This is a genomic window from Roseibium sp. AWQ4_254, assembly GCF_056161025.1.
The window spans coordinates 156,278-175,745 of sequence record NZ_JBSWYH010000009.1 but is presented as its reverse complement, the minus strand read 5'-3'; the positions used below and the strand labels follow the sequence as shown (position 1 = coordinate 175,745).

Annotated in this window: 17 protein-coding genes and 6 pseudogenes; 19 read left to right on the top strand and 4 right to left on the bottom strand. The window is 58.3% G+C overall.

Annotated elements, in window-relative coordinates:
* From ACXAIC_RS09330 to ACXAIC_RS09310, 5 genes and pseudogenes are all read left to right on the top strand, one after another.
* The coding region (locus tag ACXAIC_RS09330; RefSeq protein ID WP_475176401.1) for an integrase core domain-containing protein at nt 1–417 on the top strand (417 nt) is incomplete at its 5' end.
* Nucleotides 418–449: 32 nt separating this feature from the next.
* Nucleotides 450–641: pseudogene (locus tag ACXAIC_RS09325) on the top strand (integrase core domain-containing protein); the annotation flags it as partial.
* Between the two features lie 173 nt (nt 642–814).
* Nucleotides 815–1,480, top strand: coding sequence for a 4'-phosphopantetheinyl transferase family protein (locus ACXAIC_RS09320; protein ID WP_475176396.1), 666 nt, complete (start codon nt 815–817; stop codon nt 1,478–1,480).
* 225 nt (nt 1,481–1,705) lie between these two features.
* Nucleotides 1,706–1,924, top strand: a complete 219-nt coding sequence (locus ACXAIC_RS09315) for a hypothetical protein (protein ID WP_475176392.1) — start codon at nt 1,706–1,708, stop codon at nt 1,922–1,924.
* A gap of 415 nt (nt 1,925–2,339) precedes the next feature.
* Entirely contained in the window at nt 2,340–2,984 is a 645-nt protein-coding gene (locus ACXAIC_RS09310) for a hypothetical protein (protein WP_475176388.1), read from the top strand.
* Nucleotides 2,985–3,328: 344 nt separating this feature from the next.
* Here ACXAIC_RS09310 and ACXAIC_RS09305 read toward each other — a convergent pair.
* A pseudogene (locus ACXAIC_RS09305) lies at nt 3,329–3,442 on the bottom strand (CopG family transcriptional regulator); the annotation flags it as partial.
* 37 nt (nt 3,443–3,479) lie between these two features.
* Here ACXAIC_RS09305 and ACXAIC_RS09300 point away from each other — a divergent pair.
* The 3 genes and pseudogenes from ACXAIC_RS09300 (at nt 3,480) to ACXAIC_RS09290 (ending at nt 6,411) form a co-directional block, all read left to right on the top strand.
* Entirely contained in the window at nt 3,480–4,502 is a 1,023-nt protein-coding gene (locus ACXAIC_RS09300) for a site-specific integrase (RefSeq protein ID WP_475176383.1), read from the top strand.
* Between the two features lie 475 nt (nt 4,503–4,977).
* A complete protein-coding gene (locus tag ACXAIC_RS09295; protein ID WP_475176380.1) occupies nt 4,978–5,442 on the top strand; it encodes a tyrosine-type recombinase/integrase in 465 nt (154 codons plus the stop codon).
* A pseudogene (locus tag ACXAIC_RS09290) lies at nt 5,439–6,411 on the top strand (tyrosine-type recombinase/integrase). The gene ACXAIC_RS09295 and the pseudogene ACXAIC_RS09290 overlap by 4 nt, the downstream one beginning before the upstream one ends.
* On the opposite strand, the gene ACXAIC_RS09285 reads toward ACXAIC_RS09290, so the two are convergent.
* Nucleotides 6,341–7,147, bottom strand: coding sequence for an ArdC family protein (locus tag ACXAIC_RS09285; RefSeq protein ID WP_475176375.1), 807 nt, complete (start codon nt 7,145–7,147; stop codon nt 6,341–6,343). The pseudogene ACXAIC_RS09290 and the gene ACXAIC_RS09285 sit on opposite strands and share 71 nt — an antisense overlap.
* Before the next feature lie 708 nt (nt 7,148–7,855).
* Between ACXAIC_RS09285 and ACXAIC_RS09280 the strand changes: the two genes are divergently transcribed.
* Nucleotides 7,856–8,314: a mobile mystery protein A gene (locus ACXAIC_RS09280; RefSeq protein WP_475176370.1), complete on the top strand. Its 459-nt coding sequence runs from the start codon at nt 7,856–7,858 to the stop codon at nt 8,312–8,314.
* A pseudogene (locus ACXAIC_RS09275) lies at nt 8,311–8,899 on the top strand (mobile mystery protein B). Before ACXAIC_RS09280 ends, ACXAIC_RS09275 begins: the two are co-directional and overlap by 4 nt.
* 255 nt (nt 8,900–9,154) lie before the next feature.
* On the opposite strand, the pseudogene ACXAIC_RS09270 reads toward ACXAIC_RS09275, so the two are convergent.
* Together ACXAIC_RS09270 and ACXAIC_RS09265 are read right to left on the bottom strand one after the other, a co-directional pair.
* Nucleotides 9,155–9,574 (bottom strand): annotated as a pseudogene (locus ACXAIC_RS09270) (IS91 family transposase); the annotation flags it as partial.
* A gap of 154 nt (nt 9,575–9,728) precedes the next feature.
* Nucleotides 9,729–10,096, bottom strand: a pseudogene (locus ACXAIC_RS09265) (tyrosine-type recombinase/integrase); the annotation flags it as partial.
* A gap of 309 nt (nt 10,097–10,405) precedes the next feature.
* Between ACXAIC_RS09265 and ACXAIC_RS09260 the strand changes: the two are divergent.
* From ACXAIC_RS09260 to ACXAIC_RS09220, 9 genes are all read left to right on the top strand, one after another.
* Nucleotides 10,406–11,269: a TauD/TfdA family dioxygenase gene (locus tag ACXAIC_RS09260; protein ID WP_475176366.1), complete on the top strand. Its 864-nt coding sequence runs from the start codon at nt 10,406–10,408 to the stop codon at nt 11,267–11,269.
* Between the two features lie 36 nt (nt 11,270–11,305).
* A complete protein-coding gene (locus ACXAIC_RS09255) occupies nt 11,306–13,519 on the top strand; it encodes an FAD/NAD(P)-binding protein (protein ID WP_475176364.1) in 2,214 nt (737 codons plus the stop codon).
* The gene (locus ACXAIC_RS09250) at nt 13,516–13,956 is read left to right on the top strand and encodes an HIT family protein (RefSeq protein WP_475176361.1); all 441 of its coding nucleotides are present in this window, start codon (nt 13,516–13,518) and stop codon (nt 13,954–13,956) included. Before ACXAIC_RS09255 ends, ACXAIC_RS09250 begins: the two co-directional genes overlap by 4 nt.
* Before the next feature lie 8 nt (nt 13,957–13,964).
* Nucleotides 13,965–14,657 (top strand): dTMP kinase, encoded by a 693-nt coding sequence (locus ACXAIC_RS09245; protein ID WP_475176356.1) that lies wholly within the window; start codon nt 13,965–13,967, stop codon nt 14,655–14,657.
* Nucleotides 14,644–15,672: a hypothetical protein gene (locus tag ACXAIC_RS09240; RefSeq protein ID WP_475176351.1), complete on the top strand. Its 1,029-nt coding sequence runs from the start codon at nt 14,644–14,646 to the stop codon at nt 15,670–15,672. The genes ACXAIC_RS09245 and ACXAIC_RS09240 overlap by 14 nt, the downstream gene beginning before the upstream one ends.
* Nucleotides 15,669–16,496: a gamma-glutamyl-gamma-aminobutyrate hydrolase family protein gene (locus tag ACXAIC_RS09235; RefSeq protein WP_475176347.1), complete on the top strand. Its 828-nt coding sequence runs from the start codon at nt 15,669–15,671 to the stop codon at nt 16,494–16,496. The genes ACXAIC_RS09240 and ACXAIC_RS09235 overlap by 4 nt, the downstream gene beginning before the upstream one ends.
* Nucleotides 16,497–16,588: 92 nt before the next feature.
* Entirely contained in the window at nt 16,589–17,971 is a 1,383-nt protein-coding gene (locus ACXAIC_RS09230; protein ID WP_475176342.1) for a M17 family metallopeptidase, read from the top strand.
* Entirely contained in the window at nt 17,968–18,825 is an 858-nt protein-coding gene (locus ACXAIC_RS09225; protein WP_475176339.1) for an amino acid kinase family protein, read from the top strand. Before ACXAIC_RS09230 ends, ACXAIC_RS09225 begins: the two co-directional genes overlap by 4 nt.
* A complete protein-coding gene (locus tag ACXAIC_RS09220; protein WP_475176337.1) occupies nt 18,822–19,460 on the top strand; it encodes a LysE family translocator in 639 nt (212 codons plus the stop codon). The genes ACXAIC_RS09225 and ACXAIC_RS09220 overlap by 4 nt, the downstream gene beginning before the upstream one ends.
* Nucleotides 19,461–19,468: the final 8 nt, after the last annotated feature.

The following is a 19,468-nucleotide window of genomic DNA, read 5'->3' as shown; positions in this document are numbered from 1 at the left end:
AACCGGCATAGATTCTCACGTTGCCAGACTGGCGGCCTGCCGGGAGAGTTTAATTTGTCCCGGGTCGAACGTTCGGACTTTCGTCTGCCTGCTTTTGTCATTTACACCTCCATCAACGGGGTGTTGCGACGACCGGTTGAATCCGCCCAATATTGCTCCCACGACTATCAGAAGCTTCTGCGCCAGCATGGCTTCCAGATCTCAATGAGCGGAACAGGAAACTGCTTTGACAACGCCGCCGTGGAAACCTTCTTCAAAACGATCAAGGCTGAGTTGCTATGGCAGAAATCATGGACCTGCCGCCGCGATGCCGAATTGGCCATATTCGAATACATCAATGGCTTCTACAATCCGCGCAGAAGGCACTCGGCTTTGGCATGGAAAAGCCCATTGGCATTCGAAGCCAGGGCCGCTTAAATGAGAACTCGGGGCGGAATCAAACCGTGACAGGTCCACTCGAAGCGCAGATCGATGCGTTCATCGGCTACTACAACCATCACCGCTATCACGAGAGCCTGAAAAACCTCACCCCGGCCGATGTCTACACAGGTCGCGGACAGACCATCCTGCTCGAACGGGAAAAGACAAAAAGGAGGACCATGAGACAACGGCGCTTGCAGCACGATAAATCCGCTGCTTAACTGAAATCCAGGTGCGCCAGACCCTCCTTAAGTCAGGCAGCCATCTGTCTCAAAATACATGACGACGGACAGCTTCCCAGAAACCTGATTCGCCTGGGGTAAAATCGGGAAGCGCTGGACGTTCATGTGTGTGAGGCGAAATCCATCTTAGGGTCTTGCAGCAGATCCTGGACTTGGAGAAGTATGTGATCCGGAGCGATGAGAAAGGTGTCGGATTTTGTATCGGTGACGCCATTCATGGGTGCTTGGGCCCGGTTTCCGACTTCCGGCACACTCTTCATGAAAGTGAGCGTGCACAGATCGCCGGATCGGTAGCCAAGCGTCAGATAGAATATTCTGCGGGCCGGCACTACGCCCGCAACGCTCTAGCTTCTTTGGGTTTTGGTGCGGTCGCCATTGGAAGACGGGAGACCCGCGCTCCTGAGTGGCCGAGCGGGGTGATCGGTAGCATCACTCACTCGGATGACTTGGCCGCTGCAATCGTTTCTCGTTTCGGTCGACCCTATCGTGGAATAGGAATCGACACGGAACGGGATGGTCGTGTCACACCTGACATGTTTCCCTTTGTACTATCGGGAAAGGAACAGCACTTGCGAGAGCGGGCTGCAGGCGTCGAAGCCACGCTGCTCTTCAGTGCCAAGGAGGCGGTGTTCAAGGCAGTCAATCCTTTGGTCGGTAACATGATTGAGTTTGTTGAAGTTGAAATCGATTTCTCGGACGCGGCACGAAACTTTAGAGCACATTACATCGGCCGCAATGCCGACAATGGGATCATCAATACAGGAATAGGCAAATACTCGGTTTTTGGCCGAAACATATTGTCAATTTTTGTGCTTTGAATTGTTGCCAAACGTTCTTTCAGGTCACGCGAGGCGAGGTTCAGCTGATACGCCACCAGGAAGGCGGTGCGGCACTGGTGCTTCAAAGAGCGGCCCGGGCGACATCCTGGCCGGGGCCTCCGTCTATGCCGCTGCCTATCTCTGCGACCCAATCGCCCACACGAAGGCTGCTGTCCGGGGATTTCACGCAAGTTCTTTCTGGCGCGTATCCGTGACGATCCGGATTTGGCCGAAGCCTGGGCGACGCGGCTTGCCAGGGAAATCCAGGTCACGCGCCTGCGCAGCGAAATCCTTTCCCTCAGGACCGTGGCCGACCGGCTGGACACCTGGCTGGCCTGGCACGGAACCCTGCCGCCGAAGGGAGAATGGAACCAGATCGCCCGGCAGATCGGCATCAGCCCGGAAGCGCTCTATCGGGAGATTGGACGGCGGCGTGCACGGTAAAAAGTCTTTGCTTCGCACCATTTCAAGCGACCGGCACATTCTAAGCGTGTCCAAATTGGAATGGCGGCTTTGGTGAACTGAGTTGGAACCTTCGAACGACAGAAATGAGGCGCGAAGCTGCCTGTCAGCTCAAACCAGGAGCCGTCCATCAGTTCCGGGGCCAAAACTGGAATGGCGGCTCAGAATGCCGGATAAAGTGAAGGGACCGTCGTCCTAGGATCAGCGTCTCCGAAAACTCGGCAGGCAGGTCCAGAATTCAAAGCGACTGATCCGGTTAAGATACTGCCTCCGGGCCGATGTTCTTCATTTAGGTCATATTGTGCGGGCTGCAGGTGCAATTGCCAATTAACGGCTTCGTAAGTCCTAACGTCCTAGCTTGTCGCCGATTTCAGATTGCCAATTCCCAGGATCAGACATGTATAAGATTTTCCTTGGATTTTTCCTGTTCGTGACCCTCGCGGCGTGTCAGCATCAACAGCCTGGCGTTTCGGCCTTCCGGATCAACCGAGTGATCGTCGACCCAGGATCAGACGGCTACGGAACGGTTGCCGCCGCACAGCTTAGATCCAAGCTTCAAGCCGTTGCGAACGACATAAACCGCCAACTCAAGCCAGGGGCACCCGTCTACGATCTTACTGTGCGGTTCGACAGGGTGAAATATGTAACACCAAATGGACCGTTCATGCTGGGGCGAAGCACGGTTAAAGGTACGATGCAGGCGGGTTCCTGGAGCTACAGTTTCTCCGCGTCGGATGATGGTGCACCCGGCCTTGGCGAAGCCTTCAACCTCGACAGCTATTACAGTCCTGAGCGCAGCTTCGGCAGGATCGCCAAGCGCATAGCCAACAAGTACTCCAGGCACCTTGCTGACGTGTTTGGGACCCGCCCGGTTCCATGGGACAGCCTCTCACATGCCGCTACCACACCGCTCCGCCAGAACCAGAGCGCTGTCCAAGGAAAGCCCGGCCAAGTGCCTCCGCCGCCGCAGGTTCTGGTCGGCGGGTCCCGTCAGAGCAGAGGCGACCACCCAGTTGACACTTCGGCCGAAATGGCCGTTTGATCGGAGGAGTGGAAAGTCCGGACTGCTGACCCTGGTAATCTTTAGCCGCGGTGTCCGCCTTCGGGATCAGCCTAGGGACCGGTGAATGACCGATCTGGGGACGCACTGCCGCCGTCTTCCGTTGATGCGCTTCGCAGTCGCAACGAATGACGGCTTCGACGGGCCGCAGCGCAGGATGCAGCTCCACCGATGAACGACCGCTCAGGGCCGTTTGTTCCATTTGATCGAAAGTCCGAAAGGTCCGCCTTGCGAACTTTTGCCCTGAACGCAACGAACGGCCGCTTTCGGGATTGGATCGAAAACTTCTCAACGACCGATATGAGGGCGCAGTGCTGACTGTCAGCTTAAGCATCTTCTCCCGCAGCCAGAACATCCTCGGAAATCTCCTGCCTCAGCTTCGGTCCTTTCGCCAATCTTCTCCCCAGCGCGGTGACGAAGGCATCGTACCGCTCACCGGCGTTGACGCCGGACCTTGCCGTCAAGTTGGGGCAGAGATTGCCGGCCACGCCGAAGAGCCAGGTGAAGATCCCCAATCTCGCAAAGCTGTTCGTCACGCACCTGATTGACATAGGCGTCGCGACGCGACCGCCTCTGACGCCCGCGCAGGCTGAACGCGCCGAACTGTTGGGCAACTTCGAAACCTATCTGGTCCGGCAGCGAGATCTCAGCCCACGCACGATCTATCATGTGCTCCGGTTCGCGGATCGCTTCCTCGATCATCGCTTCGGCGACGATATGCTCGACCTGCCGGCGCTGAACGCCAAGGATATCGTGGCGTTCATGGAATATCTTGTGACGCGCAAGCGTCCGTTCCGCGACAAGACGCCGGCCACGCATCTGCGCAGCTTCTTCCAGTATCTGTTCGCTCAGGGCCTCACGATGACCAACCTGTCGCTCTGCGTCCCTCGGGCGCACAAACCCTGGGGCGCAAGACTGCCCCGTTATCTGTCGCCTGAGGAGGTAGAGGCCGTCGTTGCCTCGGTGCGCAGCAATCCGCGGCGCGGTGCCCGGGACTACGCCATGCTGTTGCTGATGGCCCGTCTCGGCCTGCGTGCGCCGGAGATCATCGCGATCCAGTTGGAAGACATAGACTGGCGCGCCGGCGAACTGATGGTTCGCGGAAAAGGCCAGCATCATGATCGGCTTCCTATACCGCCAGACGTCGGAGAAGCGATCAGCGAATACCTGCGCGAGGACCGCTCCTCCGCAACCACGCGCGCGCTGTTCGTGACGCATCGGGCACCCAATCGCCCGTTCAAGGACAGCCAGGTCATCAACACGATTTTGAAGGAGGCGTTCGCTGCGACAGGCGTTAAGCCGCTAACACCCTACGTCGGATCGCATGTTCTGCGCCACAGCCTGGCAACGAACATGGTTCGCGCTGGTGCCTCGCTGGAGGAGATCGGCGATCTGCTGCGACATCGGTCGCGGGCGACGACGATGATCTACGCGAAGCTCGACACGGATGGTCTGCGTTCCATTGCCCAGCCCTGGCCGATCGCGGAGGTAGCACGATGAGCTTCCTCGATGAGATGGACCGCTACCTCACCATCAGAAGGCAACTCGGCGCCGATCTGAGTACCGAAGAACGGATACTACGCCGCTTCGTAGCATTTGCCGACCGAGATGGAGCGCAACACATCAGCACAAACCTTGTCATGAGCTGGCTCGAAAGCCTGCCTTCCGCCAGCGCCGGAACCAGGGCGACACGCTTCAGGGTCGCCCGCCAGTTTGCCGAATGGTTGCACGGCATGGACCCAAGGCACGAGGCTCCGCCACGGGGATTGGTGCCGGGCCGTGTTCAGCGTTCTCACCCCTATATCTACAGCGACGCCGAGATCGTTGCGATCATCGAGCATGCGCGATTGCTGCCTTCGGTCTATGGCATGCGCGGCCTGACCTCCTCAACGCTGTTCGGCCTGATCGCTGTAATCGGGCTCCGGATCAGTGAGGCTCTCGGGCTCACCCCCCCGATCTCGATACCGAAGCCGGCGTGCTTCATGTCCGGCAGGGCAAGCTCGGTAAGGAGCGGTTGCTCCCGTTGGACCCAAGTGTGGTGCAACGGCTGCAAAGCTACACCAGCGAGCGCGACCGGCTGCTTGGCCGCCAGCCGGAAGCATTCTTCGTGACCTGTGAAGGGCGCCGTCTTGGCGACTGCAGTGCGCGCTACAACTTCGCGCATGTCTGCCAGCAGATCGGATTGCGAGAACCGCAGCTTTATCTCAGGCACGGCCGTGGCCCGCGCATCCACGATCTTCGCCACACCTTCGCGGTGCGCACCATGCTGAGTTGGTACCGATCGGGCAAGGACGTCGGCCGCGAAATGATCAAGCTCACGACATGGCTTGGTCATGCGAACCCCGCCCACACATACTGGTATCTGGAAGCGGTCCCGGAACTGCTGGAACTGGCCTCTGCCCGAATAACCGGTTCAGCAGTGGAGGTGGAAACTCGATGAAGACGAGCAACTTCCCTGCGCTGATCCAGCGCTTCTTCACCGATCGGCTCTGTACCCAGATGGAGGCAAGTCGTCATACCATCGCCGGTTATCGCGATACGTTCCGGCTGCTGATCCAGTACGCGAGCGCGCGCTATGGAAAGCCACCAACGAAACTGACGATCGAGGATCTCGATGCCGATCTCGTCGCCGACTTCCTGACCTATGTCGAAACGGTGCGTGGGAACACGGCTCGCACCCGCAATACAAGGCTCGCCGCCATCCGTTCATTCTTCCGCTATGTCGCATTGACCGATCCGAGCTGGCTTCTTCATGCCGAACAAGCGGTATGTGAAACGTAGCGTCACGTTCCTCGATACTGACGAGATCGCGGCTCTGCTGGCCGCGCCGGATCGAACGACGTGGGCGGGGCGGCGCGATCATGTCTTGCTGGTACTTGCACTTCAAACAGGTTTACGCGCTTCCGAGTTGGTCAACCTGCGCTGCAAGGATGTTGTGCTTGGCACCGGCGCCCACATCCGTTGCATCGGCAAAGGACGAAAAGAACGCAGCACGCCTCTTCGTCGTGATACCGCCAAACTGATCCAGACCTGGATCGGCGAACGCCGCGAGAGCGACGGACCGCTGTTCCCGTCGATCCGGGGTGAGAAGCTCAGCCGGGATGCATTGGAGCACCTGGTGCGCAAGCATTGCCTGACGGCATCGCGAGATTGCCCCAGCATTGTAGGCAAGCGCGTCACGCCGCACACGCTGCGCCACAGCACGGCGATGGAATTGCTTCATCATGGCGTCGACCAATCGGTGATCGCATTGTGGCTCGGGCATGAATCCGTGGAAACAACCCAGATCTATATCCACGCCGATATGCGACTGAAGGAAAAGGCGCTAGCTCAGGTCATCAGCCCGGAAACACACCCTGGACGGTATCGTCCCAACGATGAACTGCTCGCCTTCCTCGAGGCGCTCTGATTATGCCGAACCGCCGCATGGCCGAACCCAGGCACAAAAGCCGACGGGCTCGGTCATGCGGCATAATCCGGTTTACGGCATAATGACCGATTTCGTGCAGGGCGGTTCTGTGCCAGTTAATCGGCTCGAAGTAGGCCTGTGGCGGCGGCACGACCACAAAGTCGTGGGCCGAATCGTAGAACGCCTTGTCACCGCCGATGCGGAAATCTATGCCGGTCGCCTTGATGAGCGCCTCGACCTTCAGTTCGATCAGGCCGGGTGGAGGCGGCGGGATGGTAACGGCGATATCCTCGGGCAGCCCCTCGCACTGCGCCGTGTTGAATACGGTGAACCGTTTGAGGAACGGGATGGCCTGCGCCTCCTCTCCGGTTTCGCGGGCACGCGTCTTCTCGTCCTCGGGAACGAAGCGGTCGGCATAGACGACGGTCGTACCGCGTTCGCCCTTGCGTACGTTTCCGCCAAGGGAAAGGGTCTGCCGGAACGTGAGCCAGCCCTGACCGGGGAAGCCATGCTGCACTACGGCGCCCCAGAGAAGCAGGATGTTGATGCCGCTATAGCTTCGACCCGTGCTGGCATTCTTCGGCAAGCCGAGCGGGGCTTTCGCAGCGGACGTTCCCCAGGGCCGCACCCAGGGCACGCGGCCCTCTTCCAGCTCGGCGATGATCTTGTTGGTGATTTCGTCGTAGAGGTTCGCCCTCGCCGAGCCGGCGCGTCGGGTGCGATCATATCTGGACATCGCGGTTCTCCGCGACGGGCGCCGGAAACCACTTCTCCAGCTTCCAACCCGTCACGGCAAACCCCGTCCGCACTCTCACTCTCAGGGGGCGTTGCGGGGCCTCCCCGCAAAAGGGGGTGGCCGGCAACGCAGTGCCGACCAGGGGGAAGGCCTTCCCCCGCATAGTCGTAAAGCCGTATAGGCGGAACGCAGGATTTCAGAACGCGAACACCACCTGTGCATTCGGCTTGCGCAACCGCGAAACGGGCCTGGAAACGCGCGGGCAAGGGTCGAAGCAGATCTTCTTCCTCTCCACATCACATCCAGCCAAGCCACGCGCTGCTTACGTCCCGACCCGGACCAACTGACGCTCAAAATAGCGTTCAACATCCTGGTTCACCTCAATTGCCAAGGTCGCAAAGGCCTCAGGCCTCCCCGTGACGCAGAGTGCCAGATCCCGGTAACATGGAACCATTTATCCCTGGCATGTAAGATGATGGTTTCGCATTGCTTGAGCGATATGACGATCACACTCCTCAGAAGAATGACGCTTTATGCGTTGGCGGTTTTAAGGCACCGACACGCATTCCTTCGACCCAAGTGTAACTGCTAATTATAAAGCTATGGCTTTCAAATATGGTCGCTTAATAAATTCCTGGCTTTATCAATTGAATTAATATATCAAGTCATAACTTGATAAATACTCATCTTTAATAAAGTCACAAGTTTATGAAACCCGCGATTCGGAACAGAGCCCGGGATCGGCTCGACAGCAAACTGGCGTCGATCAAACCAATCGACAGGTTCGCCAGGCCATCAAAAGGATGGGTCCGCGCCATTCGCGACGCGATCGGCATGACGGGCGCCCAGCTCGGAAAAAGGCTTGGCATGACCGCCCAGGGCATTGTCAGCCTCGAGCGCTCTGAGGCGGGTGGCACGATCCAGCTCAACACGCTACGTCGCGCTGCTGAGGCGATGGACTGCGTGCTTGTCTATGCGCTCGTGCCCAAGACAAGCCTCACCGAGATGGTCGATCACAGGGCGCGCGAAATTGCCTTGCAAGCACTCGGCCGCGTCTCGCATTCCATGGCGCTCGAGGATCAGCAGGTCGATCGCGACCTGGAGAAGCGCATCCAGACCTATATCGAGACGGCGTTGCGCGATCGCGATCTCTGGGAGACCACGTGAGCGACGTCTTTGCACAGCCCGACGATGCAACGCCCCTTGATGCAGAAGAGCGAGAGGGACTGCTGCAGACGTGGATCACGACCCGTGCCGACCCTCAATGAAGCTGAGCAGGCGAATATAGATGATGCGGTCGCCTGGATCGATCGCCGCCGCAGTGCGGATCTATTGACCGAAGGTTTCGTTTTCGAGCTGCACAAGAGGATGTTTGGAGATGTCTGGTCGTGGGCTGGCTCGGTCCGGAAAACCGGAAAGAATATCGGCATCGACCCGCAACAAATCCATCTGCAACTCGGCGGCTTGCTGCGCGACGTCCAGTACTGGATTGGGCACGGCTCCTTCTCGCCCGATGAAATCGCAGTTCGGCTTCATCACGGGGTCGTTGCCATCCACCCCTTTCCCAATGGAAATGGCCGTCACGCTTGACTCATGGCGGATCTTCTCATCGCCCGGCTCGGAGGTGAGCCTTTCAGTTGGGGCGGCGGAACTCTGCGTGACATCGGAACTCTTCGCGCCGAATATATCGCCGCGCTGCGCGCTGCCGACAATCACGATTTCGCGCCGCTGCTGGCGTTTGCGAGAAGCTGATGATCGCGGTTACGTCCCAGTTTGGCGATGCCAGCTTCCGACCGTTGCTGAGCTTCGTACGTGAGCATCGCGCAACGATCCTCGAGCAGTTCACGCCGACCGACTTTTGCCTGGCGTTGATCGACGGTCGAAATCAACCCGATCTTGTTACGGAGGCGCTAGCGCTCTTGGCCCCGCCTGAGCCCGATGTTCAAGACTATGCGATATCGAGCGCCTACGCTCGTCTGATTGGGGAAGATGTGCGCAAGGCACTCTCAGAACCGCGACGAGGCCGATCTCGGCACCGAGATGCCTGGGATCGGCGGCTTTCTTGAAAAGGATGGTGTAGACGACCGCCTTGTTTTGGAAGGCAACCGCTGCGATCTCGGCGGGCAGCGTGAACACCACGTGGAAATAGGGCACCGGCAGAAGTTCGCTCGCACGCGCGGCCAGCCAGTCCCGCGCCACCGCGGCCTGGCACTTCGGGCAGTGCCGGTTGCGGCAGGAATTGTAGGCCACACGCACCGCTCCGCAGGCCCGGCACCCCTCGATATGGCCACCAAGCACGGCGGTGCGGCACAGCTCGATCGCGCTCATCACGCGCCGCTCGACGCGGCCCAGATGACCGTGATGGGCTTGCCGATAGGCTTCGCCATGGTGGTGGAAGATATCCGCCACCTCCAGTCTCGCCGACATGGGACTGCGTCAGTTCGGCGGCACCACTTCGATCTTGAGCCGGTCGAGCGGGTTTTGCGTGCGCCGAATGAGACCGCTGGAAACTTCGGTGTAGCACCGTGCTTGACAGGTTGTTGTGGCCGAGCAGAACCTGGATGATGCGGATGACGATGCCGTTCTCAAGCAGATGTGTTGCGAAGGAGTGCCTAAGCGTGTGCACCGTCACGCGCTTGCCTATGCCGGCGGCGGCCCGCGCCGACCTGCAGGCGGCATGAAGAACCGTAATGCTGATCGGGCCGGACCCGTCGCGGCGGGGAAACAGCCAATCGGGAGGCCGCGCCAGCCACCAGTAGATTCGCAGGATATGCAGGAGTGCGCGGACAGCATCACTTAGCGGTCCATGCCGCCCTTACTGTGGCGGACCCGAATGACACCGCGCTGGCGGTCGATGTCGGCCACCTTAAGGCTGACTACTTCGGAAACACGTAGACCCGCCAGATAGGCCGCAGTCAGTGCCGTGCGCGCTTTAAGCGTTCGGTCCACGCAAAAATGTCCTCGAAATCCAATACCAAAATCCTCCAAAGAAACGCAAATTCAGCCACTTCCAGGAGGAGGTCAACAAATCAAACGATTGCCCTTGGCTCCGCGTAACGCCCAGATGCTAACGCACGATCATCCGGCTGCCGATCAAGCGGCCACGGTCATGTATGGAGAGTATGAACCAACCAACCCCGAGCAACAATGGATTGCTGCTGTGAAAATTTCCCGCCTAAATCGATTTTTTCCACTTTTAATTTAGTCGAAGATTAGATAGCAAATAAACAGACTAGCAATTTTTACGAGGGTCTAGGTATGATTTTGACGGGTGAAGCCGAAAAAGTAAGACCATTTATTGGCGTTCAGACTGTCAACGACACACTTAAAACGCGTATATCGAACTTCCTTAAAGGAAGTGCCGCTGAATCTAACAGCAACTTGCGGGAAGACATTATCAGATGGATTTTCGACGAGGATTTTCTGGTCGTCAACATCGCGAATTTTTGCTCAAATCTACAAAGTTTTCGCGAATTCTGCATTCAACTTTCGGAACTTCTTGGGACGTTGATGATCCAAAATGATGCCGGCGATACCGTCATTGAAGTGTTTAACCGGAATGTCGGCAGGATTGAGCAAGGAGCCCGATATCACCAGACACGGCAAGGCGGGGACATTCACACCGATTCCGTCAACCGTATCGAGCCGATGGATTACCTGGTGCTGGGGTGCGCGGCACCGGCCTTGATCGGCGGCGAAACGATCCTGCTTCGGGCACAAGATGTCGTGAACGAACTCGCGCATCTGCCGGACGTGCTGAATATCCTGCGTTCCAAATTCTATTTCGAGGGACGGGGAATGTCTTCGGACGTTCAACTCTTCGAACTCCCCGTTCTCTCCGAAAAGGATGGAAAGCCCAGATTCCGGTATCTCCGTTCCTATATTGCATCTGCTCACGAAAGGGCGGGTGAACCCCTGACGGCTGATCAGGAGTATGCCTTCGACGTTCTGGACTCCGCGCTGGAGACTTCCAGCCTGCAGTACCGCGTAACACTTCGCGCGGGCGACATCCTGATCGCCGAAGACACGTCGGTTTTTCATGGACGGACCAGTTTTGTCGACGGTCCCGTTCCGGGAGGCTGGGCGCCGCGAAGGCACATGCTTCGCTGCTGGATTTCCTGACCTCCTCTCATCGATCCCGTTGTGAGTTCATCAACAATGTCAAAGTTTTCCTTGGCCATCGTCGGTGGCGGCCCAAATGCACTTTATTGTATCGAGCGTTTGCTTGCGCGCACCGAAAAGAGCCCGGCACTCGCGAAGCTTCTGTCAATCCATGTCTATGACGCGCAGGGAAATTTCGGAGCTGGGTGTCACTACCCGGACCAGCCGGTCACCAACCACCTGAACAGGATAGCGTCGCAGATTTCCTTCGGTGCGGACGAAAGCAACCGGGATCAGGTTTCGGCATTGTTGCCGGAACATCGGCGGGAAACGCTTTTTTCCTGGTGCATGAAACAATACGCAGAGACCAGGAATGAGCGTTACAACGTTTCTGAAAGAGAGTGGGTGGACAGGGGACTGTTCGGCGAAGCGTCCTGTGACGTCTTCAAACAGTACGTTGCCGCCCTAAAGGCGCATGGTGTGAAGGTCGAGCTTGTCCGGGACAAGGTCACCGGGGTTCAAAAGAAGGGCGAAGAGTACCTTCTGAGCCTGGAAAAAGGTGGCCTCCCAGCCCGGCATGCGGCAATCATGCTGTGTACGGGTCATCCCATTTCTGAACAAAGCCAGGCATCCCGCAAAGATTCGGCAAATGGTGAGGCGAACTACGTTCACAGCGTCTACCCGATCGAGCGTATTGACGCAGATGTCATCAAGCCGGGTGAAACGGCGATATGCAAGGGAATGGGATTGGCCGCGATCGACGTCATCCTGAGGTTGACGGAGGGGCGCGGCGGATATTTCGTTCCGACCGGCGATACCGTCCGGCCTCTCAGATATGTGCGCAGCGGTTTCGAGCCGAAACAAATCTTTGCTTACAGCTCGACCGGAGTGTTTCTGTTCGCACGGGCCTATAACGAAAAGCTCAACGATCCCGATCTTTTCGAGACGGGTCATTATTTCACGCCAGGCTTGATCGACCGTTTGCGCCAGTCCGTCGGGATCGCAGCTCACGACCCGCGCGGAAACGAAATACGTCAGCTGGACTTCGGGCGCTTCGTTCTTCCGGTCATGGTGCTGGAAATGCAGCGGATCTACTATCAGACCCTATTCGGAAAGCCGGAATTCGAAAAGTTCCGAAGCGAAGTTGATACTCTCGTCGACTGGTTTGCCGACGGTGGCGCGCAGAGCTTCGATAGCATCAATGCGGCGCTGCACGGATTGTCCGAACCCGTGGAAAGATATTTCACGGAGCTCGCCGGGCGCCTGTCCCGCGCACTGGACGGAAGCGAAGGCCTGGCCGAAACGGATGTTCCGGCACTGTGCGCGTTTGTCAGGGTCTATGCGGGTCGACGCGTGCAAGAAGGCGAACCTTTGGCCGTGCTGGCCGAGGCGCGGACAATTCTGGCCGAGCCTTCGCCGTTCCTCCATGAGCCGTGCCCCATCCGGCATGTGTTCAAGTGGACCGCGTTGATTGAACCGCTGAAGACTTTCCGGGACGCACCCCGGGAAGCCCTGCGGCAGTCTGCCTATTCTGCCTTTCTCAAGGACCTGGCGGAGGCGACGCAGGGGAACATATCCAATCCCCGGAAAGCCGCGATCGACGGCGTTTGGCGCGATATGCGCGATACGGTCAGATATTGTGTCGAATTTGGCGCGCTGCTGCCGGATTCCCAGAAGTTTTTCATGAACACGGTGCACCGGATCACCAACCGGGTCGCCGTCGGCACTTCGCTGAAAATGATGACCAAGATCATGGCGCTGGTCGATGCTGGCATTCTGGATCTGTCCTTTGGACTTGCACCTGATCTCGAGGAAACGTCCGGCGGATTTCAACTGTCCAGAAATGGAGGGGCGGAACGCGTCCGCGGGCAGGTCCTGTTCAATGCCTCTGTTCACAAGTTCGACCTTTCGCGCACACAAGACCCGCTTTACCGCTCGCTTGCCGAGAACGGACTGATCCGCGAATGGGTCGTTTCGTCGACTGACGGCGGGCGGTTTGCAACGGGTGGCGTCGAAGTCGATCGCCAGACCAATCTGGTGGTTGGCGCTGATGGTCTTGTGAATCCCCGCATCGGGCTGCTCGGCACGCCAAGCGAAGGACCGCTGTATTTCCACCTCGCTGCGGTTCGACCCTACTGCGCCGATCCCGTGATCGCAGACGCCGACAAGGCAATCTCCGCATTGCTGCAAAACCTTCAGGAGGATCTCCCGGAATACGGAGACCTCTGCTTCACGGGTGTTTCCGCAAAAGACAAGGAGTTGCGACCATGACGACGACGCTGGAGGAATTCCGGGACGCTTTCCAGACCTCCGAGCTGCTCGTTTACGCGAACGAGAGCTGGACCTGGTCCGTCCGTCCACAGCAGTCGACCTTAGGCGCATCCGTTCTTTCGCTGAACCGTTTTGCCGCACGCATGTCGGATTTGACGGAGCGGGAGGCGCTGGATTTGCGCGATGCGCTCACGAAGATGGAAGCCGGACTACGCAGTGCCTTCGGGTTTGAAAAATTCAATTACCTGATGCTGATGATGGTGGACGACCATCTCCATTATCACTGCATTCCCCGCTACTCCCAACCCAAGGACTTTGGCGGACGAGCGTTTCCGGACACGGGCTGGCCGAAGTTTCCGGCACTGGGTGACGATGCCGCAAGCGGTGACCAGGCGGTTCTCAAGGCAATCGCCGAACACCTGAAAAAGACGCTCTAGGGGAACCGATGTTTTTTTGTCCTTTGAATAATCCCGATGCGCCATTTGCGATTGCTTTCGTCGGTAATGACGGCGCGGGAAAAAGCACGCTGTCGAAGGCAATTCGTTCAGAACTCGAAAATCGGGTTTCGGTGAAGCGCATCGACAAGTGGGATGTTATCCGAGAGGATATTTATCCCGAATATTCCTTTATGGGCAACGATCTGCCGCTGCTGCGCCGGTGCACGTCACAGATGCAGGAGGTGACGCGGACGCTGTTTTTGTTCTGGACCCTTCACGGCACCTTGAAACCGGAAGTCCTCCAGGGCTGCGATGTCGTGGTGCTTGACGGCTACTGGCCGAAACATGCCGCCTCCGAAATCCGCTATTCGGGACAGACCGCATTGGTCGAAGCCGCCGTTCAGGCGATGCCGGTTCCCAATATCACTTTCTTTCTGGATATCGAGCCGGCCGAGTCCTATCGCCGCCGGTCAGAGGATGGCGATATTCCGCTGGTTCCCTACGAGTGCGGTCTGGATCAGGACCTGTCGGAAACTTCGTTCCTGCGCCATCAGGGCGCGGTGCGGGACCAGCTCATCGACTGGAGCGAAAAATTCAACTGGCACCGTATCGATGCCGCGCGTCCCTGCGACGAGATACGTGCCGAAATACTGGACCTGATATCCATGGCTCTACAGGAGAAAGCAGATGCTGCAGCATAAGATTGCGCTGCCGGTCAACGCGACAGAGAGCAGTGTCTACGACCTGTGCAACATTTCGGCTGACGCATATCTCCGGGAAACCGATGTTGCCTTTGCCGGCGGTTCGATCGTCGAGGGTCTCGGAAACCGGTTTTCGGACGTCGATGTTCACGTGATCACGGATCGGTACCGCCTGTCGGAAGAGATCGACGTCGCCCGTCACTATCGTGTGCTTACGCCGTCGCGAAGCATCGTCAAGGAGGGCGATACCGGCCAAGAGATTTTTCTCATTCACACCCTGATCCCGGGCACGCAAATCAAGGTCGATATTGAATATCGCACATATGAAGGTCTCGATGCGCTTGTCGACCGTCTGCACGAGGTATTCGACTACGCAGTCAACTCGCCCCTGCTCTTGACCAAGGACATCGACCACCGGGAAAAAGCCTTCCTGAACCGGCTGTTCACCGGGATCACACTCCACAACGAAGACAGACTGGCCGATATTCGCAAGGCTATTGGCAAAGACCGGTTTCTGTATCTTCTCTACCGCTGGAAAGCCTCGGATTTTTCGGTCCTTATCGACTTGATCGGCGCCTATGAACAGGACGAACTCGAGCGGGCCTGCGATCTGGCGCGCGAACGGCTCATTGCCGAGTTCCAGGCATTCGTTCATCTGGCTGGCTGCACGAATTTCAATCGAAAGTGGCTGCTGTCCTACGCCCGTAAAGTCTCGATCGATCCGGGCCTGCTTGCGCGCTTCGAGCGGTTGTTTCTGCTGGACGGATATGACCTTCGGCAGAACCCGCGAAAATATGTGCGCGACACCGTGGATTTTGTCGACGACGTGATGTTCGCGTCGGAAGCCTATCTTACCGGATCGCAGATCTATCCACGAAAGGAGGCGGTGCTGAGCGCCATAGACGCCACTCTCGAAGGTGTCGACGACGCGTATGCACACAGTGAAGCGGAATACAGGAAGAAGGCCTATGGCGTCGCAGGCAAACCGACATGGAGGCAGTTTGAGCAGCCATGAGCAGCCGCGTCCCCGTCATCGGAATCTCCTGCTGTTTTCGCACGATTGACGTCGCGAATATCGGAGCGGTCCGCCATCACACGGTCTACGAGATGTATGCCGACTATGTGCGGGATATTCTTGGTGCAGCGCCGGTTCTGATACCGGCCCTTTACAAAAACGCCGGTCCTGAGGTTCTCGGCGCGCTTCTGGACACACTGGACGGCCTCCTGCTTACGGGCAGCCCCTCCAATGTCCGCTTGAGGCCCGATCCGTCCAGCAAGGACGGGTTCAGTGAGACCGAAGACTTTGTGGGCGGAGAGGATACGCGCCGAGACTGGACGACGCTGCCGCTGTTGAAACGCGCCCTGGAGCGTGGACTGCCGGTTCTCGGGATCTGCCGTGGCATGCAGGAAATGAATGTTCTGCGCGGGGGCAGCATGATCAATGAATTGCATCTCAGGCAAGGCAGGATTGATCATCGCTCCGACAAGACAGTGCCTTATTGGGAGCGGTATGGCCCGGCGCATCCCGTGATACCGCAACCCGATAGCTGGATCGCGGACCAGTTGGCCAAAGCCGGTAACGGCAATGCGCCGGTAGTGGTCAATTCACTCCATACGCAAGCCGTCGACAAACCTGGAGCGGGCATCTCGGTCGAACTCCTGGCCGAGGACGGAACGGTCGAAGCCATTCGTATCGCCGACGCCGGCAATTTCGCATACGGCGTTCAATGGCACATCGAATGGCACCACGACGATGCAGCCGTCAACAGGATCATTTCGTCGGCGTATCTTGAGGCGTGCCGGTCGCACGCCGCTTTGCGAGGCAAGGCCCCGATATGAACCTGGTTGCGACAACCTCAGAGGGACGGCCTTCACGGATTGCTTCTTCCTGCACCGGTGGCTTCGCCGACGATGTTAAAATCTGGAAAGGGATGCCCGATCCGGGAAAGATCTTTGTCAGCGACAAGCGGGCAAGTTCGGGTTCTCTGTGTCTGCCCCTGGGCCTTGACTGCAGCTCCTATGTGGCAAGCGTCGCCTTTCCCCGCACTCAAGGGTTCCAGCCCGATGCGGAACTTGTTGCGCGGACCTATGGACAACTGGTGGCACTCGCCGTCGAGGCAGGATGCGGGCGTCTGACGCTCGTGCCTCCGGATGCTGCCGAACACGTCCTGCCCTGCCTGGTCGAGGCCCTCGTCCGTCAGGACATGGCTGGAGCAGGCACGCTCGAGCTCAATCTGTCGGCCTTTCCGGAGAACATTCGCCGGCAAGCTGAACGAGTGGCGCAGGGAAAGTCGCTGGCGCGGCAGATCACGGAAGCGACGCCTGACCTTCCGGTCTTTGAGTTGGCCGAACTGGCAGCTCACACACTGGCGACGGCCGGTGTAAAGGTTGAAGCGGTCTCCGAGAAAGCCATTTCCGAAGAGTACCCCCTGCTTTCCGCTGTGGCAGCCGCAACTTCCGCCAATCCGGATCGCCGTCCCAGCGTCTTGCGGATACAGCTTGGCTCCCCGAGTGCCCGGCGTGCTCTCTTTTGCGCCGGCAAGGGTGTTGTCATGGATACCGGCGGGGTGGACCTAAAGCCTGCAGGCCAGTTCGGTATGTCGCGCGACAAGGGAGGAGCCGGAGCGCTTGCCGGCTTCCTTCTGGCGGCAGCCGGGGCAATGCCGGAAGATCTCTTTATCCGTGCGGAACTGGCTTTCACCTGGAACGGTCTCGGCGGTAACGCCATAACGCCGGACCATTGCCTGACATCTGCAAGTGGATTGCGGGTACAGGTCGGCAACACCGATGCCGAGGGCCGCCTTCTTCTGTCCGATGTTGTCGCCTCCCTCTTGTCGGCCCGGGCGGCCGCTTCGGCCCAGTCAGCCGATTTCATAGCGCTCGCGACGCTGACCGGCCACGCCGGGAGAGCATTCGGCAAACGAAGTGTTCTCGTCGGCGATGACACAGCACAGCAGCGCGGGCTTGACCGAATGCTCTTCGATGCGGCATCCCGTATGGGCGAACGGGCGGCAGTCTCTCCGTTGTGTCCGGAAGACTTTGACGTGATGCGGTCTGCAAGACCGGGGATCGATCTTGTTGCCGCAACTCCGGCCAATTCGGTCTCGACACCGCGCGGCCACCAGTATCCCTGTGCTGTCATCAAAAAATTGTCCGGCTGGTTTTCGAAACCTGTGCCGGAAGCCGATTGCTTTCTTCTTGCTGACATAGCCGGGGCGAATACGCGTTCCGACGTTGTGGGCCAACGTGCGGGTGCGCCGATGGTCGGGGCTCTGGCCGCCCATTACCTGTTCACCGAGGAGGCAGCAGCATGAAAGCCGTGTCTCCCAAGCGCAGCGTTGTCATCAAACTGGGCGGTGCATTTTTCTCGGACAAGAACAAGCCCGGAGTCGTTCACCACGAAAAACTGTCCAGGTTCTGCACCGATCTCGCCCACGTGTTGGAGAATGACACCAGATCGGCCGGGGTGTCCGTACTTCTTGTATCGGGAGGCGGCAGCATCGGTCACCACGCAGCAAGCCGCTACAAGGTTACGGAAGGGGCCCTTGGCTGCGACCTTCGGAACGTCTACCGGATGTCCAGGGCCATGTTCGAGATGAAGTCGGACCTGTGCGAACGCTTCGCCGAGCTTGGCGTCGCTGCGTTTCCGCTGCAGGAAGCCGCCCTTTTGTCGGTGAACAGCCGAGGGACGCTCGATCTGGATATTTCCCAGCTCGGACTGATCATCTCGCTTGGCATGATGCCCGTCATGTCAGGGGGCTTTGTCTTCAGCCAGTCCACAGGTGTTACCGCGTTGAACGGTGACCGTCTTGTTATGCAACTGGGACTGGAGCGGGACCTGGGCGTCGAAAGAGCGCTCTTCCTGTCTGGAGAGGACGGGTTGCTGGATGGCGATTTGAACCCTGTCGCCGTTCTTTATCCGGACCAGCAAGCGTTCGCGATGCAGCTCGTGCGTGATTTTCCACGCGCTGGATTGGATGTCACCGGCGGTATGCGCACGAAACTCGAAAGTTGCTTTGCTCTTGCGCGGGCCGGCGTTGAAACAAGGATCTTCTCCGGAAACTCCTGCGTTCGTGAAACGCTTGCATCCGCCCTCTTTGGCCAATCGGACGCCGGAACTCTGTTCCACCCGGAAAAAACAAAACAATATGAGTGTCTTCAGCCATGATCATTCCCGCTGAAATCTGGTCGTTTGTCGTTCTGCTCAGTGCCGTCACGCTTGTTCCAGGGCCGAACGTCATCATCGTTGTTCAAAACGCCCTGCAGGGGGGACTCTCTGAAGGCATCAAGACGATATTCGGCAATCTAACGGCGCTGTTGGCAATGGCTGCCGTGGCCGCGTTCGGTCTGGGGAGTCTATTCCTGATATATCCGCAGTCGTTGACGGTGTTGAGGCTGCTCGGTTCGGCCTACCTATTGTATGTCGCCTGGAATCTCAGCCGCAGCGCCCTGAAATCGCTGGGCGATTCGGTAACCGTCAGTCTGGACGCCGGAATTGCCGGGAAGCGGAACAGCTATCGGGACGGCTTGCTGATCTCGTTTTCCAATCCAAAGGCCATCATCTTCCTGATGTCGGTCTTTCCTCAGTACATTGACCCCTCACAGAGCCGCTTCGGCCAATTTGTTGCCTTGTTCGGCGCTCTGATCGCGGTCGTGTTCGCAATCCATTTCGGCTTCGCAAGCCTTGGTGCGCAACTCCGGCGCACCGGTCGCATGAAAGCCGTTCTGATCGCAACCAAACTTGTCGCAGCGGTGCTTCTCGCCGTGTTTTCCATCGCAACCTGGAAATCCATCTTCTTCTAGACAGGAGA